14 protein-coding genes are annotated in these 15,786 nt (G+C 43.0%); 7 read left to right on the forward strand and 7 right to left on the reverse strand.

From position 1 onward, the window contains the following. Nucleotides 1–892 precede the first annotated feature (892 nt). The 3 genes from grpE to HWQ39_RS20350 all read right to left on the reverse strand — a co-directional run bounded on the left by grpE (nt 893) and on the right by HWQ39_RS20350 (nt 2,552). Nucleotides 893–1,537, reverse strand: coding sequence for a nucleotide exchange factor GrpE (gene grpE / locus HWQ39_RS20340; protein WP_292848970.1), 645 nt, complete (start codon nt 1,535–1,537; stop codon nt 893–895). 133 nt (nt 1,538–1,670) lie between these two features. After that, complete coding sequence (locus tag HWQ39_RS20345) at nt 1,671–2,162, reverse strand: Dps family protein (RefSeq protein WP_292848972.1); 492 nt, start codon at nt 2,160–2,162, stop codon at nt 1,671–1,673. A 126-nt stretch (nt 2,163–2,288) separates the two neighbouring features. Next, entirely contained in the window at nt 2,289–2,552 is a 264-nt protein-coding gene (locus tag HWQ39_RS20350) for a ParB N-terminal domain-containing protein (protein WP_104907642.1), read from the reverse strand. Nucleotides 2,553–2,823: 271 nt separating this feature from the next. Between HWQ39_RS20350 and HWQ39_RS20355 the strand changes: the two genes are divergently transcribed. Further along, nucleotides 2,824–4,413, forward strand: a complete 1,590-nt coding sequence (locus HWQ39_RS20355; protein ID WP_292849010.1) for a SpoIID/LytB domain-containing protein — start codon at nt 2,824–2,826, stop codon at nt 4,411–4,413. Nucleotides 4,414–4,653: 240 nt separating this feature from the next. Here the strand turns inward: HWQ39_RS20355 and HWQ39_RS20360 are convergent, their stop codons facing one another. Continuing rightward, nucleotides 4,654–4,953, reverse strand: a complete 300-nt coding sequence (locus HWQ39_RS20360) for a ferredoxin (RefSeq protein ID WP_292848975.1) — start codon at nt 4,951–4,953, stop codon at nt 4,654–4,656. A gap of 623 nt (nt 4,954–5,576) precedes the next feature. On the opposite strand from HWQ39_RS20360, the gene HWQ39_RS20365 reads away from it, so the two are divergent. The 3 genes from HWQ39_RS20365 to HWQ39_RS20375 are packed head-to-tail and all read left to right on the forward strand — an operon-like array spanning nt 5,577 to nt 8,064. Further along, entirely contained in the window at nt 5,577–6,593 is a 1,017-nt protein-coding gene (locus tag HWQ39_RS20365) for a Gfo/Idh/MocA family oxidoreductase (protein ID WP_292848977.1), read from the forward strand. Next, nucleotides 6,593–7,393: a type I methionyl aminopeptidase gene (gene map, locus HWQ39_RS20370; protein ID WP_292848979.1), complete on the forward strand. Its 801-nt coding sequence runs from the start codon at nt 6,593–6,595 to the stop codon at nt 7,391–7,393. Before HWQ39_RS20365 ends, map begins: the two co-directional genes overlap by 1 nt. Nucleotides 7,394–7,449: 56 nt before the next feature. After that, on the forward strand, nt 7,450–8,064 hold the full coding sequence (locus tag HWQ39_RS20375) for a Uma2 family endonuclease (protein ID WP_292848980.1): 615 nt from the start codon (nt 7,450–7,452) through the stop codon (nt 8,062–8,064). A 148-nt stretch (nt 8,065–8,212) separates the two neighbouring features. Here HWQ39_RS20375 and HWQ39_RS20380 read toward each other — a convergent pair whose 3' ends face one another. From HWQ39_RS20380 to HWQ39_RS20390, 3 genes are all read right to left on the reverse strand, one after another. After that, entirely contained in the window at nt 8,213–9,565 is a 1,353-nt protein-coding gene (locus HWQ39_RS20380; protein ID WP_292848982.1) for a pentapeptide repeat-containing protein, read from the reverse strand. A 318-nt stretch (nt 9,566–9,883) separates the two neighbouring features. Further along, nucleotides 9,884–10,105 carry a hypothetical protein gene (locus HWQ39_RS20385; RefSeq protein ID WP_292848984.1) on the reverse strand — a complete coding sequence of 74 codons (222 nt, stop codon included), beginning with the start codon at nt 10,103–10,105 and terminating at the stop codon, nt 9,884–9,886. Nucleotides 10,106–10,305: 200 nt separating this feature from the next. After that, a complete protein-coding gene (locus HWQ39_RS20390; RefSeq protein WP_292848986.1) occupies nt 10,306–11,667 on the reverse strand; it encodes a DUF3370 domain-containing protein in 1,362 nt (453 codons plus the stop codon). Between the two features lie 360 nt (nt 11,668–12,027). On the opposite strand from HWQ39_RS20390, the gene efeU reads away from it, so the two are divergent. The 3 genes from efeU (at nt 12,028) to efeB (ending at nt 15,401) form a co-directional block, all read left to right on the forward strand. Continuing rightward, nucleotides 12,028–12,861, forward strand: a complete 834-nt coding sequence (gene efeU / locus HWQ39_RS20395) for an iron uptake transporter permease EfeU (RefSeq protein WP_292848988.1) — start codon at nt 12,028–12,030, stop codon at nt 12,859–12,861. A 31-nt stretch (nt 12,862–12,892) separates the two neighbouring features. Further along, on the forward strand, nt 12,893–14,080 hold the full coding sequence (gene efeO, locus HWQ39_RS20400) for an iron uptake system protein EfeO (protein ID WP_292848990.1): 1,188 nt from the start codon (nt 12,893–12,895) through the stop codon (nt 14,078–14,080). Between the two features lie 61 nt (nt 14,081–14,141). Further along, a complete protein-coding gene (gene efeB, locus HWQ39_RS20405; RefSeq protein ID WP_292848992.1) occupies nt 14,142–15,401 on the forward strand; it encodes an iron uptake transporter deferrochelatase/peroxidase subunit in 1,260 nt (419 codons plus the stop codon). Nucleotides 15,402–15,786 lie beyond the last annotated feature (385 nt).

The raw sequence follows: 15,786 nt of genomic DNA on the forward strand, positions 1-15,786 counted from the left end.
CTATAAAACTCATGTATGTTTAGTTTTGTATAACGGTTGGAACGATAGATTCGTAAGCTGTTCGCTGATTTTATTTTTAGGCATACTATGTGAATTTTTAACACTAACTTATTTGTATATCATGGATGTAAATATATACTGTATCTACAAGCTGATGTTGCTGCTTTTCAGATTATTTACTAAATATTTTGCCAAACCTAAGATTCTCCAATAAATTTCATGATGATAGCCGTCATTAAACAATTCAAAATTCAATGAGTGAGAGCGATGTCTAGGTTGTGCTACGCCTTGGCGCAGTTAAACCGAGTCTAGGAGTGGCGTTCCTTTTCTTGGGTAAGCGGATCTGCATCACCCATAAAATTTTCCCAGCCCCTATCGCCCAATTAAAAATATAAGCAAAAATACTTAACTATCGAAGTTTCACATCATAATCATTAGTAGATATAATCCTTTGTTGACTACTGAGTATTTATGATAGTAACTAGGATCTACGTTTATTTATGTCCAATTACTTACATTATTGAAATAATTTACCTCTGGATTACCCCTCTAGAGCCAACAGCTTTGATTTCAACAGCGCCAAGCAAGCTTGAATCTAAACTATCTGTCTAAGAGGATGTTTGAAAAGTCCTCTTGTCGGTATCAAAAGTTTTAGATCCCTCTAAATCTCCCTTAAAAAGGGAGACTTTGATTCCGGTTCCCCCCTTAAAAAGGGGGGTTAGGGGGGATCAACAAGTGCCTAAAATCACAGCAAACTACTTTTCAAACAACCTCTAACAGAAGTTCTTTAAGGCGATCGCCCCTGCTATTTTTAGTATTCCCAATATCTATATATTTCTCAACAAATAACACAAATCCTGTACAGACGGCATTAATCGCGTCTCTAACTACCTCAAACAGGACTCACTTTAGCTCTGTAAAGCAACTTCTCACCTTGAAGGTAGCCAGCGTAACGTACCTTGACTGTTTCTCCAGGCTGTGCAGTTCCCTCCATCAATTGGTGAAGTTGGGGATCATAAGGTAATTCTGCTCCCACAGGTGCGATCGCTTCTACTCCCCACGCTTGCAAAAGCTTTTCCAGGGGTTTCTGTACCAATGGGACTATTTTAACTGCTGCTAGCTGCGGATTCTCCTGCGCTTTCTGTGCTGCTGTTGGCCATTGTAATAATAAAGACTCCAGCAGTTGCAAGCTCGACTGCTGGAGTTCTTGTAGTAATATTTCTCGCTGTTGTTCTAATTGAAGTTGGGAGCGATCATACTCTCTTCTTAAATCTGTGATTTCTTGTAACAATTCCTGGGTAGGTGCTGTTTTCTCTTGTGACAACTCTACCGTTGAAAAAGTTGCGATTAATTCACTTAATGAAATCTGTAGCACTGACGACAGCTTGAGCAGCACATCTACTCGCATCTGCTCTAGCTTTCCCTGGCGTAATCGCAAAATTTGACGCTCTGAGACACCAGCAGCGCGACTCAGCGCTTTAAAACTAGAAATACTTAGCTGTTGCATTAAATCTTGCAACTTTTGGGTGTGGGGCATTGGGGATTGGGGAAGGTGGGGCCCCCTCTGGGGATAAGGGGTAATGGGGATTGGTGACTAGGGATTGGTGACTGGCAAAAAAATTAAGTCTTTATTTGTTAGTACCTAGTCCCTAGTCCCCAGCCCCTAATTCCTATTCTTCCAGTAAACTTCTCAACATCCAAGCTGTCTTTTCGTGTACCTGCATCCTCTGAGTCAATAAATCGGCGGTAGGTTCGTCGTTAACTTCTTCTAGTACAGGGAAAATAGACCGTGCAGTTCTGACTACAGCTTCTTGTCCTTCCACTAGCAAGCGGATCATTTCCACAGCTTTAGGAACTCCAGGAGTTTCTGGAATCGAACTTAGTTTGGCGTATTCGCTGTAGGTTCCTGGTGCGGGATAGCCAAGCGCTCTAATTCTCTCGGCTATTAAATCCACTGCTAAGGCTAATTCTGTATACTGAGTCTCAAACATCAGATGCAACGTTTGAAACATCGGCCCCGTTACATTCCAATGAAAATTATGAGTTTTCAGATACAGTGTATAAGTATCAGCCAACAGATGAGATAAACCGTCAGCAATTTTAGCCCTACTCGTCTCGTCAATGCCGATATTTACATTTTTAACTGTTACTTTCGATGACATAATTTTCTCCTAATTAGGTTATATGTAATTGGGGATTGGATAATTGGGAATGGGGCATTGGGGATTGACAAGAAAATTAAGCCCTTGATTCCTAGTCCCCAGTCCCTAGTCCCCAATCCCCATTGTCTATGCTAAATGCATCTTCAAAACGCTACGGGGTGCTTTACGAACTCTGGCTAAAACGGTTTCTTTGCCTAAACGCTGGCAAGCTTCATACCGGTGGCAACCAGAAAAGCCATAATATTGTCCATCTACTTCTAGGACATCAATAGGTTCTTGCTGCCCAATTTCCGCAATCGATTCCATCAAGGCTTGCACTTTATTTGGATCGTTTGTACGGGGCAATGGCCGTTTTATCTGATTTAATGGAATTTCTTGGACTTTAACCATAAAGAGTTTATCCAACTAGTTCTGTTTTTCGCCTCTAAATAAATCATAGTCATTATGACTTTGTTTTGCAACTAGTATCTGGGGCAAAATTGGTAATGGTATCATTGGAGCATTCATGCGACAAAAAAACCGCGCTACAAAGCAATTGGAAAATAAGCTCCAACGACACATTAAGGAGCAAAAGACGCTCTCTACGAGAGGCTCCGCCAACGCGAACGATTACTCGCGATCGCAACTTTTGGGGACGCTGCACGAACGCTATCAGGTGGTCATGAAATTTTCATTTTGGTGTTTTCCCTACACTGTCCTGACAACATTTTGTCTATTGGGACTGACTGCGGCATCAGGGCCAGAGAGCAATATCCAGGATATAGAACTGAAAATTGGGATTGTGCAGCGATTTGGCGCCGAAGCCACAGCCAAACTGCAACTGGAACCCATAAAAGGCGATCGCTTAAAGCTAAAATTTCAAGTGGGCAACAAGCAGCAAATCCTGTTTACTAAGAACCCTGTAAAGCTAGAAACAGTCATGCAAGCTTTACCCCAGCCAGCAGTCGAAGAAGTGGTAGTTTTGGGCACATACCGCACTTTTGAAACTGCGGAAGATAGTGCTAATAAATGGCGTTCTCTGGGAATGGAAGTGGAAATAGCCCAGCCAGAACGCTGGCAGGTTTGGGCGAAACGAGATGTTTACAGCACTCCTTTATTGCGACGCTTGTTATTGCAGAACATCCAAACTTCTACCAAAGATAAAGTATATCTTGATACTAAAGTTTTAAAACAAGTGCCGCGAGTAAGTTGGGTAGTGGATGGTAATCGCTATAGCCCAAATGACTTGGAAATTAGCACCGATCAAAACTTGATTCGGGTGAATAAAAGTGAAAAACCAGAGTTCGCTCGTCTTTATGCTGGCCGATTGAATTTGCAGCCAAATGCTTATGGCACATACACTCTAGTTAATCAAGTCCCCTTAGAAACTTATTTGCGTGGGGTTGTACCTTATGAAATAGGTACAGAGGCACCAACAGCGGCGCTAGAAGCCCAAGCAATTCTCGCTCGGACTTATGCCTTGAGAAATTTACGCAGGTTTGCCGCAGATAATTATCAGTTGTGTGCTGATACTCACTGCCAAGTTTATTATGGGCTGAAGGGAGCGGCTGCCAAAACAGACCAAGCGATCGCCTCAACCAGGGGTAAAGTATTAACTTATAAAAATGAACTAGTAGACGCTCTGTATTCTTCCACTACTGGTGGTGTCACCGCTTCCTTCAGCGATATCTGGAATGGTGACGATCGTCCCTATCTCCGCCCTATACTGGACGCTCCGACTAATTTTTGGAACTTATCTAAGCAGAGTTTAGCAGATGAAAAGAACTTCCAAAAGTTTATCAACATACAACAAGGATTTAATGAAAGCAAGTGGGATATGTTTCGTTGGCATAAGGAAACCCCTTTACAGGATATTATCAAGGACTTGCAGAAATTCTTGCAGGTGAAAAACAGTCCCCATGCCAAATTTAAGACCATTCAGGCTATGGCAGTTGTGAAGCGAAGCCAGAGTGGACGTATCCTTGAACTTGCGGTTAAAACCGATCGCAGCACCTTTGTTTTGCATAAAGATGAAGTTCGCAGTGCCTTTGCCGCTCCCATAAGTACGCTTTTTTACATAGAACCCCTAAACAAAGGCAAGGCAGAACTCTGGGGATATGCTTTTATTGGTGGTGGATTAGGACATGGAGTCGGCTTGAGTCAAACTGGCGCTCAAAATTTAGCAAAACTAGGTTGGTCAAGTCCAAAAATTCTCCAATTTTACTATCCTGGTACTCAGATTAAAATTCTCAGTAAAGAAATTAAGCTTTAAACTATCCGCACTAAGTTTAAGCACTAAGTACGAGGGAATTCCATAGTATACTGATTGTAAAAAATTAAGCAGGAACACAGTAAATGTTGTGTTCCTGCCCAACACTGAACTAGGCTTTTTATTAAAGTCGCTTTCAGAGATACACACAGCATTGCAAGTGTGTTGGCCCTAGATGCCATACTTATATTTTTTCAACATTGGTAACTCTTGCAAGAGGTTTATGGTTGAGTTGCTTAGTTCTTAGTAAAGGTCTTCTTCTTTGTGAGTTTCGATTGTTACGTCAGAGGTTGGATAAGCAACACAGGTCAGTACATATCCTTTTTCGATTTGCTCATCGTCTAAGAATGACTGATCGCCTTGATCGACAGTACCCTTGATGATTTTACCTGCACAGGTAGAGCAAGCACCAGCGCGGCAAGAGTAGGGCAGGTCAAGACCAGCTTCTTCAGCCGCGTCTAGAATATAGACATCATCATCAACGTCAAGTGTTGTATTTAGTCCTTCGGACTCGTTGATTAGTGTGACTTTATAACTTGGCATTGAGTAATCCTCTCTTTTGCAAACGGCAGTATAAGTTATCTTAAGGCAAAGATGGCGGCTGTTCTGTGGGATTAGCCGCTGGTTTAAATTTGCTTCAATTCTGATACTACGAGAAAAATTAAACTATGTGACTGGAAATTGAACCCGATTAGTAATGAAATTTAGTTACTTAATCCCGATAAGTTTTATTTATGTTATTTTCGACCTTAGTCAGGTTGCAATAAGAAAAACTTTTTTTATACATAAAAAACATGAGCAATATTAATGTTACCTGGATTCTGTAGAACTTACGCAGAACAGATCCCCCAACTCCTCTAAAAAGCGGGGCTGTTTCATTTTCTAATCTGATTAGACAATTATCATAGCGATCGCATACCTCGACGAAAGCAAGCTGAGGTGGTAATTTTTTCCAAAATTTTTCTGTTCATTATTTGACAAATTTTGTGTATTGTGCATCACGTTAGCTCTGCTCTCAAAAAGGGGGCTTTCTTTTGAAAATAAAGTCTCATACATGCTTGAGGGGTTCGGACGAATGTTGTAGAGTCTAGACTGGTAAACCTCATGAACCGAAAATCTTACCACTAGAAGCGTGAGAAGATCAAAAACAGAACTAGTTGAGGATCATGTATAATTCAAAAGCTGCTTCGGAAAAAGCAAACGTGCGTGTAGGTTTGATCGGTACTGGGTATGCGGCAAAGTTTCGGGCTGAGGCATTGCTCCACGATGAGCGATCGCACTTAGTCGCAGTTGTTGGTCATACAAGCGAAAAAACCGAAGCCTTTGCTAAAGAGTACCAGATTGAAATATTGAGTTCTTGGCAAGAGCTAGTAGAACGTGAAGATATAGACCTAGTAGCGATCTCTACGATTAATCGAGATCATGGTGCGATCGCTCGTGCAGCACTTACCAACGACAAACATGTGATTGTAGAGTATCCTCTTTCGTTGGATGTAATTGAGGCTGAGGAACTGATTGGTTTAGCCAAAGCAAAACAAAAACTTCTGCACGTGGAACACCTGGAACTTTTGGGTGGTTTGCATCAAGCCTTGAAGCAAAACTTAGCCAAAATTGGTGAAGTGTTTTATGTTCGCTACAGCACCATCAATCCCCAAAATCCGGCACCCCGCAAATGGACTTATAACCACGAGTTTTTCGGCTTTCCCTTAATTGGTGCTTTGTCTCGGCTACATCGTCTCACAGATTTATTTGGTAAAGTATTTACAGTTAACTGTCACCAGCGATATTGGGAAATAGAACCGGAATATTACCAAACCTGTTTCTGCACTAGTGAACTGTGCTTTAACAGTGGGCTTTTAGCCCAAGTAGTTTATGGCAAAGGCGAAAGTATTTGGCAATCAGAACGCAAGTTTGAAGTTCACGGTGAAAAAGGTGGTTTAATTTTTGATGGCGACACCGGAATTTTCATCCAGCCAGGAGAAACAACATCTATAGAGGTTGGCCCACGCCGGGGTTTGTTTGCCAAAGACACGACTATGGTGTTAGATCATATTTTTGATGGTACTCCTTTGTACGTTACCCCAGAGGAGAGCTTGTATACCCTAAAGGTTGCTGATGCTGCACAAAGAGCGGCACAAACAGGGTTAACTATGTTTATGAAAGATACTTTAGATAAAAGTTAATGAAAACTGAACTAATTGTTATTTTATCCCAACGAGAAATAGAGAAAATGCGGCAAGCTGGGCGTTTAGCTGCTAAACTTCTTCAGCATCTAGAACCGTTCGTGAAGCCAGGGGTTAGCACTCTTGAACTAAATGATGAAGCCGAACGTTGGACACAAGCGCATGGAGCAAAAAGCGCACCCCTCGGTTATAAAGGTTATCCGAAATCGATTTGCACCAGTGTAAATGAGGTAATTTGTCACGGCATTCCCAACGCCAAACAAATCCTCAAGGAAGGTGACATCATTAATATTGATGTCACGCCAATGGTTGAGGGTTATCACGGCGATACATCCAAGACATTTTTTGTTGGTACTCCTTCTCCAAAAACGAGGAAGTTGGTAGAGGTGACAGAAGAGTGTCTGCGTCTGGGTATTGCTGAAGTTAAACCAGGGGCACGCATTGGCGACATTGGTGCAGCCATTCAAGAGTATGCTGAAGGACAAGGCTTTTCTGTGGTGCGAGATTTCGTTGGACACGGCATCAGTAATATTTTCCATACTGCGCCGGATGTTCCCCACTATGGCACACGCGGCAAGGGCAAGCGCCTCAGATCGGGGATGGTTTTTACTATTGAGCCAATGATTAATGAAGGTACTTACGAAGTCGAAGTTCTCAGCGATAAGTGGACTGCGGTAACGCGCGATCGCAAGCTTTCTGCTCAATGTGAGCATACCTTAGCTGTAACTGAAGACGGCGTTGAAATTCTCACCCTTCCTGAAGGTGTGAATTACTGGAACCTAGATAAAACAGCTAGTTAGAATAATTAAGAGCAGCAATACCTGCTCTAGTTCTGAACCTGGAAGGACAAATATTGATGGTTTCAGCCACTATTAATATAAGCAATCTTAGCTCTGAGGGATTCGTTGCTGGCTATTTGGATGATGTACGCTACGAGTTAATTGATGGAGAACTAATCGACTTGGAACCCACTGGACTTCATGAACAGATAGGTGGGTTAATTAATCGTAAGCTCAACGTCGCAATTGATCTGCTCAACTTGCCTTGGTTTATTCCCATGAAATGCCTGATTAAACCATTGGGTCAAAATTCAGCCTTTAGACCTGATATTGTGATTCTCGATCGGACAAGTTTGGCGAATGAACCATTATGGAGAGCTGAGCCAGTGATTACACTAGGCAAGTCTGTTAAATTGGTCGTAGAGGTTGTCAGCACCAATTGGCAGAATGACTATGCTAGGAAAGTGGAAGACTACGAAGCTTTAGGTATTGGGGAGTATTGGATCGTAGATTATCTAGGGCTAGGAGGTAAACGCTACATTGGCTTATCCAAACAACCTGTAATCACGATTTATCAGTTAGTTGATGAAACTTATCAGGGACAACAGTTTAGGGGAACAAAACGCCTCATTTCCCAAACATTTCCAGACCTGAATTTGACCGCAGAACAGATATTTGTTGCGGGCCGCTAGAGTTAGAGATTGGGGAATATACAACGCTCTCTGGGGAAAAGTATAGCAGGGGACTGGGGACTGCGTTGAAAGTCTGTTTGTATATAAGTTTTATCATCAGTTAATGTCCTAACCTCCTGGTCGGTTGCTGTATTTAAACTTGGTATAACTATCTTCCCAACTTATTAGGAATACCTTCACAACCACCAGGAATAGTACCTCTGGTTTTTTCGCCACCCCAAGTGCAACAGTAGCAACGCCCAGACTCAGACATCCGCTGCACATTCGTAAAATCGGCATTTTCCACCACAGCGCCAGTGTGTTCGCCGGTTTCATAATCTGGTCGTTCAGTCCGACTGCGGGGTGATGCTTTTTCCAGTACACCGTAGAATAGGCGAATCCCGTTCAGATCAGCACCACTGAGATTAGCATTATATAAAATTGTACGAGAAAGGTTAGCTTTTACTAAGTCACAACCGACCAGATTAGCGCGGACAAGATTAGCTTCGCTCAAATCAGTCCAACGCAAATCAGTGCCTTGAAGGTCTGCGGCGGCTAGCATTACGCCTAAATCGATGACGCGCACACCTTCAAGGCGGTCTTCTGCATATCCGCCACTCCCGTCAAGAATGGCTCGACCTAATCGACCATCGCGTTGTAGGGGTGAGAGCAACTTGGAACGTGACAAAAAACGGAGAATTTTTGCTTTCCCACTACCATCAACACTACTTAAAATTGCCGCAGTGCGTCCTTCAGCGATCGCTCTTTCTTGGGGCCAATCTTCTAATAATCCTTCTTCATCTAATACTAAGTCGGAAACGCCTTGGAAATAAGAATCAATGGTCTGTTGCTGCGTGATAATATTTTGCTGAACTGTCAGCAGGTTTTGCTGAATTGTCAAGTCTTTAGAAATGACATATTGTCGCCATGCTACGTAAACGGCAATGATAGCGATCAGAATTTGCCCCAATGCGCCAAACCAATCTGCTAGGGTTCCAGCAATATCCCAATTAATTTGGCGTCCTAAAACCAGCAAGCGATCGCCTACACTTGTGAATCTGATCAAGCCGATGATGGCTACTAATAGTCCCAAAAAGGCTACAAACAGGGTGCGTTCTTGGGGTGAAAACCACTCGTCTAAAATTTCTTGGAACCAAGGTAATAATATCGCCAGGGATAACAGCAAAGCGATCAGCGTTCCGATAATGCCAACGATCCAGTTATTAAGGATAATTCCAATAAAGGTGGTGGCGATCGCGATTAGAGTAATCAGCAATGCCCTGGGCTTAACTGTGAATTGTTTGGCCGGGGGTTGCTTGACTTCCGAACGAGCTTGTTGTAATGCAGTTGTATATTGGGGAGATTTTAAAGACGCGATCGCTGCTAGTGCTTGTTGTGACGCTAGTACTTCTGAATTAAGGTTCTTCTCAGTTGCACTACCGTCAAAGTCATTTGGTTGCGAATCGTTTTCGGGGCCTGGTTCTGGGGTTGGTAGATTAGAAGAATTGGATTCAATTGTCATGTTTTCTATTTTGCCCCAGGAGATTAAGAACAACATCTGTTTTATCAGAAATTGCACTAAACTAAAGACCTGTATTCCATAAGACTGAGAACGCAAAGCTATAGCAATCCGATAGCGAAGCGGTAGCGAGTCAGACGCTACTGCGTCGCTAACGCTGCGCTATCGAGCGTCTTTGATTTCTGAATCACTCATAGAGGTAAGGGACTGGGGACTGGGGAAGGTGGGGCCCCCTCTGGGGATAAGGGGTAATGAGGACTCGGAAGAAGGAATAAAGGTGTACTGAGTTTTGTTCAAAAATCAAATATGAGTCCTATCTATTTAGTACAGCATTTGATTAATTCGTAGCAAATTAAATTTAGCAATGCTCGACAATGTGAATGCATCGGCTTGCATTGTGAATGCATTGGCTTGCATTGTGAATGCATTGGCTTGCATTGTGAATGCATTGGCTTGCATTGTGAATGCATTGGCTTGCATCGTGAATGCATCGGCTTGCATTGTGAATGCATTGGCTTGCATCGTGAATGCATTGGCTTGCATCGTGAATGCATCAACTTGCAGTAAGGGAACTCCAAGAAATAAATTATCCAATATTGTGGGGTATGCATTCTGCCCGCCCAGTCCATAATATGGCTCTTGTGTCGTACACTCCACAAGAGTTAATTGGATATTTTTTTATTTGGAAGTCCCTAAGCTACGCGCAGCGTCTCTTAAAGATCATTATTTGGAATTTTAAATTGTTAAGTTTGGTCTACAGTTTGAATTGTCAACATTTGAGGAGGCGTAGCATCAGGTGGGTAGAGAAAATCCACTTTTACCAGTCGCCGCTGGCCAGGAGATATTTTTAATTGAGCAAGCGGTTCTCCCATCTGTCCCCGTTGTTGAACTAAATGCCAATATTGAGTTCTGGGTAAGCCACGATCGTCATTGTAGCGAATACGAACAGTGCCTCGGAAAAAGACAGATGGCTCAGGTGGTGAAAAAAAGCGCAGCCCTGGTTTACTTAGCTCATCTTCTTTAATAGGCGTTTGGAAAAGCACATTTATAGTTTGCGGCTTATCGGTATTGTTGAATAATGGTAGAGAGATGTTGTATTCAATGCCGTAGTTGCCGTGAGCTTCGTAAGCAGTACCAGGATAACGCGCTACGAGTTTCGCAGTTTGGTTTTGTCCAGTACCCATTTTCCCTGCTAAAAGCGTACTTAAACCGTAGGAAAAAGCTTGTCCTGATTCGGGAATTGTCAGGTATAAACTATTAGAGTCAGTAACTTGTACTTGCCAACGAGAGCCAACAGCTACCCCCGCTACCCGTCCGTAAATTTCTGTTGCCCCTGCAAGCCGATCTGGAGGACTAGGGGCAGGTTCACGGGGCCCTGCAAAATCACCATTCTCTAACAAGTTCTCCCATTCTTCTAAAGTTGGCGCTCGTTCACTACCATCGGGATTGGGTTTAGCAAACATGGCCAGGTTCGCCAGATAAACAGGACGATCGCTATACAAACGTAATAAAGTAGAACGTCCATTCAATGGCGGCGTTAAAGTCCGCACTGGAATGGGATGATTCATTAACATCCGGCTTTGTTTTGGTGGAATTACCAACTGGGCTGGCCATCCTTGCCGTCTAACTCGCAGCACATCATTCATCGCGCGATCGCCTGGCCCAGCATAAATGTTTCCCAAGTTATTGTCCTGCATGGGAGGAAGCTTGACAAAAGGTGCATCAGGTTGACTAACATAACTAGCTGCTTGCAAGATATTGACAGTTGCAGGGCGATCGCTGGGATTGTAAACAATCACTCCTAAATAAAGAGTCCGCAAATCATTTGGCGTCTCAATTGCTCTAGCAATATGGTGAGAAAATAAATCAAACCTTCCCTGAAATGGAAAGTTCAAGTGGGCGCTGGGCACTTTTTTGCCTTGAGGAGGAAATGTAGACAGCAGAATTCCTTCACTCTGAACTACTTCTGGGTTATTACTGTTAAATACTGGTACTTCGTCAAGATGTCCTGTTAAAGGTCTTGTTTGTTGGGGAACAAAAATTTCCTGCGGTGTAGGAGAAGGCGATGCTTGAGCCAAAAACAAATAGGAAATAAAATTAAACATTTATTCAAAAAGCAATTTATCACTGAAGTTCAGAATACAGCATCCTAATATATACCTCCTGCGACCTTAAATATTAACCTGTCGATTGGATATAGAAGATTCTAGCTAACGAAAAAATAGCTGGAAATAACTCCTAGCAATGCGTTATGGGAGTTTTTTATCGAGGAAGGCAAGAAGGAGAAACGAGCTACGCAATCCATAAGTGATATTGCTCCAACTGAGCCTTCTGCCTCCTTCAACCGAAAATTTATGCTTCTAGAATTTTAGAGATTTTTGAACTCGCACTTATATACAAATGTTCTCAAGTAAGCTATTATTTTCATGATGATTTGATAGTAATTATAGTTAATAAGGTTGTCCATGCTTTTTCCCTTCTTGATCATGTTCCGAGAGGGCGTTGAAGCTGCACTTGTCGTGGGGATAATTGCCAGTTATCTTAAGCAAACTGGACGTACCCATTTGATGAAGTCAGTTTGGATTGGCATCGCACTAGCGACTTTTATTTGTCTAGCAGCTGGAATTATTTTGCAAATAACCAGTCAGGAGTTTCCGCAAAAACAACAGGAACTATTTGAAGCGGTAATTTCCATAGTTGCAGTTGGGGTTCTCACCTGGATGGTTTTCTGGATGCGCCGTGCGGCTCGTTCTATTAAAGGCGAGTTACAGTCTCAAATTGAAACTGCCATTCAGTCGGGGGATAAATGGGGTACAGCACTAGTGTGGATGTCATTCTTTGCAGTCCTGCGGGAAGGTTTGGAAACAGTAGTGTTTATGATGGCTACGTTTCAGCAAAATTTGGGAATTCAAGCTCCTGTGGGGGCATTGTTTGGATATGCAGCCGCACTAGCTGTCGGTGTAGGCATCTATCAGGGTGGTATCCGCATCAACTTGAGGCGATTTTTTAAATGGACAGGAGCCTTTATTATCCTGGTTGCTGCTGGACTCTTAGCAAGTGGTGTGAGATCTTTTCATGAAGCCGGAGTGTGGAATTCACTCCAAACTGTGGTATTCGATGTTAGCGGGGTACTTCCCAAGAACGGGTTTATCGGTTCACTATTAGCAGGATTTTTTGGCTATAACGATGCCCCCACCCTCAGCGAAGCGATCGCCTATTTTGGCTATCTAATTCCTACTATGTCGCTGTTCTTCTTAGGGGAGAATGCTGCACAGAAGACTACAGCAAGACATTCTTAGCTACTTCAATAATTTTTAGGAAAATACAACAATGAAAAATGTTTTAAAGTATTCAACAATTATCTGTCTAATTGCCTTGACATTAGCTGCTTGTGAATCCAATAAATCAAGCGATACTTCCGCGAATAATACTCCAGAGGCGAAAGTAGCCAGTGATACTTCTACTAACAATTCTGTGGAAACTGCTTTGGCTGTGACAGATAAAGGTTGCGAACCCAATCAACTGACACTGACATCTGGACAAAACACCTTTGTGTTGACCAACAAAAGCAGCCAACCTTTGGAGTGGGAGATATTGTCTGGGGTAAAAGTCATTGAAGAAAAGGAAAATATTGCTCCTGGCTTCGTTCAGAAACTCAAAACCAATCTAGAACCGGGTGAGTATGATATGGGTTGCGGTTTACGCAGCAATCCCAAAGGGAAACTGACTGTGAAGGCAGGAGGAGATACTCAAGCTAAAGGGACTATAGATCAGGGTAAATTAGTCGGTGCGATCGCAGAATATAAAGTCTACGTCACCAAAGAAACTGACCAACTAGTAGCAGATAACAAGACCTTCACCGATGCCGTGATTGCTGGCGACCTTGCTAAGGCTCAGAAACTCTATGCCTCTACCCATGTTCATTGGGAACGCGCAGAACCGATCGCTGAACTTTTCTCCGATCTCGATAAAACGATGGATTCGCGTGCTGATGACTTTGCGAAAAAAGAGGCCGATCCACAATTCACCGGGTATCATCGCATAGAGAAAGCTTTATTCCAGGATAAAACGACAAAAGGCATGAAACCTTTTGCCGAAAAGCTACAGAAAGATGGACTAGAACTACAAAAGCGCATTGCTACTTTGACCATCGAACCGAAAAATATGGTTGGCGGCGCTGCCGGCTTGATTGAAGAAGTGGCTGCTACCAAAATTTCTGGAGAAGAAGACCGTTACAGCCATACTGACCTCTGGGACTTCAGCGCTAATGTTGAAGGTTCTCAAAAGATTGTCGAGTTATTGCGCCCCGTCATCCAAAAAGCCAACCCCGATTTACTAGCGCGTGTGGATGCTAACTTTACCAAAGTTAACCAAGGACTTGCTAAATATAAAACCCCTGATGGTGGTTTTGCTACCTACGACAAAGTGAGTGAAACAGACAAGAAAGAGATGAAAACTGCGATCGCAGCTCTTTCTGAAGATTTGTCTCAGCTGCGTGGCACTCTAGGCGTTAACTAATTTACTTACTCAGCACTCAGAACTCAGCACTCTCCATCAATAATTCCTAGAGGAGTAAACTATGTCTAGTTCAGAGCAACCAAGGTTACGCATTACTCCCCGAATCAGCCGTCGTGACTTGCTCCTTGGTATGGCCGCAGCCGGTGGAGTCGCAGCTTTGACCAGTTTGGGTTATCGCACTCTTTCAGAAACTACTGAAGACCCATCTGAAGAGGCTGTACCGTTTTTTGGTATTCACCAAGCAGGTATTCTCACTCCTGCCCCGGCTTCTGCTCTGATGGTGGCATTTGATACAACTGCTAAAACCAAAGTGGATTTAGTGCGCTTGTTTCAAACTCTGAGCGATCGCATTCAGTTTCTCATGGCAGGGGGAACACCCAAGCTACGCGATCCCAAATTTCCGCCCAGTGATTCGGGAATTCTTGGGCCTATAGTGGTTCCCAATAATCTCACCATCACCCTAGCAGTGGGTGACTCGCTGTTCGATAACCGTTTTGGACTTGGTAACTTGAAACCCAAGCGGTTAAATACCATGCCAGGTTTCCACAATGACCAACTTGACCCAGATTTGTGTCATGGGGATATACTGCTACAATTTTGTGCCAACACAGAGGAAGCGAACATCCATGCTTTACGGGATATTATCAAGAATTTGCCTGATTTGATAACTCTGCGCTGGCAAATAGAAGGTTTTCTACCGCCGAATACGCATAAAAAGCTCGGCAAAACCACAGTGCGGAACCTACTTGGCTTCAAAGATGGCACAGCAAATCTAGATGCTAGCAATGAAAAGTTGATCAACCGGATTGTTTGGGTACAGCCAAACAGCAACGAACCAGCTTGGACAGTAGGAGGAAGCTATCAAGTGGTGCGGGTGATCCGTAACTTAGTTGAACGCTGGGATCGTACACCACTACAGGAGCAAGAAACAATTATTGGGCGCAGTAAAGGCTCTGGCGCACCCTTGGGGATGAAGCACGAGAAAGATATTCCCAATTATGCTCAAGATCCTAAAGGTAAAGAAATCCCCCTAGATGCTCATATCCGCCTTGCTAATCCACGCAAATCAGAATTGGGTTTGATTCTGCGGCGTGGTTTCAATTATTCACGTGGGTTTGATAAAGCCGGACAATTAGATATGGGTTTGTTGTTTGTCTGTTTTCAAGCTGATTTAGAAAGAGGCTTTGTGACAGTGCAAAATCGCTTGATTGGGGAACCTTTGGAGGAATATATTCGCCCCATTGGTGGTGGATATTTCTTTGCTTTGCCTGGCGTTAAAGATAAAGGTAGTTATTTAGGTCAGTCATTACTAGAAGCATAAGCATCATCGCATCCCAAAGCTTGTAGAAGACGCTAATTTACTTAACCAATCAATAACTGATGTCGATACTTCTTTAGAATGTCGTAATCCTCGGAGAATAAACTGTATTGGGTCTGCTTGCGGTAGGCTCATTGAATAATCGTAGCTGCTGGAATAGATAGTGGTTATACCAAGGTGAAGAGTTAGGATTTAAACGTGGATTAAGCTCATTTAGGGGTTTTTTAGAAGTTACAATAACTGAAAAATTACGTTCTCTACTATAAGCAAGACTACGAAAATCGGATAGGAAGCTGACCATATCATCTTCAATATAGTTGTCGCTAGGATAGAGAGCAGCATCATAGTCATCTAACATCAAAACAAGTTTCTTTTATTCTCTAATTTT

The sequence above is a fragment of the Nostoc sp. NMS8 genome (assembly GCF_017115045.1).
In the GTDB taxonomy this organism is placed as follows: domain Bacteria; phylum Cyanobacteriota; class Cyanobacteriia; order Cyanobacteriales; family Nostocaceae; genus Nostoc.

Bases quoted from the DNA above. Each gene is read 5' to 3' on its own strand.
- HWQ39_RS20375 (WP_292848980.1), top strand. From the start codon at position 7,450: ATGGTTTCAGCCACTATTAATATAAGCAATCTTAGCTCTGAGGGATTC.
- HWQ39_RS20365 (WP_292848977.1), top strand. From the start codon at position 5,577: ATGTATAATTCAAAAGCTGCTTCGGAAAAAGCAAACGTGCGTGTAGGT.
- HWQ39_RS20345 (WP_292848972.1), bottom strand. From the start codon at position 2,162: ATGTCATCGAAAGTAACAGTTAAAAATGTAAATATCGGCATTGACGAG.
- map (WP_292848979.1), top strand. From the start codon at position 6,593: ATGAAAACTGAACTAATTGTTATTTTATCCCAACGAGAAATAGAGAAA.
- HWQ39_RS20380 (WP_292848982.1), bottom strand. From the start codon at position 9,565: ATGACAATTGAATCCAATTCTTCTAATCTACCAACCCCAGAACCAGGC.
- efeB (WP_292848992.1), top strand. From the start codon at position 14,142: ATGTCTAGTTCAGAGCAACCAAGGTTACGCATTACTCCCCGAATCAGC.
- grpE (WP_292848970.1), bottom strand. From the start codon at position 1,537: ATGCCCCACACCCAAAAGTTGCAAGATTTAATGCAACAGCTAAGTATT.
- efeO (WP_292848990.1), top strand. From the start codon at position 12,893: ATGAAAAATGTTTTAAAGTATTCAACAATTATCTGTCTAATTGCCTTG.
- efeU (WP_292848988.1), top strand. From the start codon at position 12,028: ATGCTTTTTCCCTTCTTGATCATGTTCCGAGAGGGCGTTGAAGCTGCA.
- HWQ39_RS20355 (WP_292849010.1), top strand. From the start codon at position 2,824: ATGAAATTTTCATTTTGGTGTTTTCCCTACACTGTCCTGACAACATTT.
- HWQ39_RS20360 (WP_292848975.1), bottom strand. From the start codon at position 4,953: ATGCCAAGTTATAAAGTCACACTAATCAACGAGTCCGAAGGACTAAAT.
- HWQ39_RS20385 (WP_292848984.1), bottom strand. From the start codon at position 10,105: ATGCAAGCCAATGCATTCACGATGCAAGCCAATGCATTCACAATGCAA.
- HWQ39_RS20350 (WP_104907642.1), bottom strand. From the start codon at position 2,552: ATGGTTAAAGTCCAAGAAATTCCATTAAATCAGATAAAACGGCCATTG.
- HWQ39_RS20390 (WP_292848986.1), bottom strand. From the start codon at position 11,667: ATGTTTAATTTTATTTCCTATTTGTTTTTGGCTCAAGCATCGCCTTCT.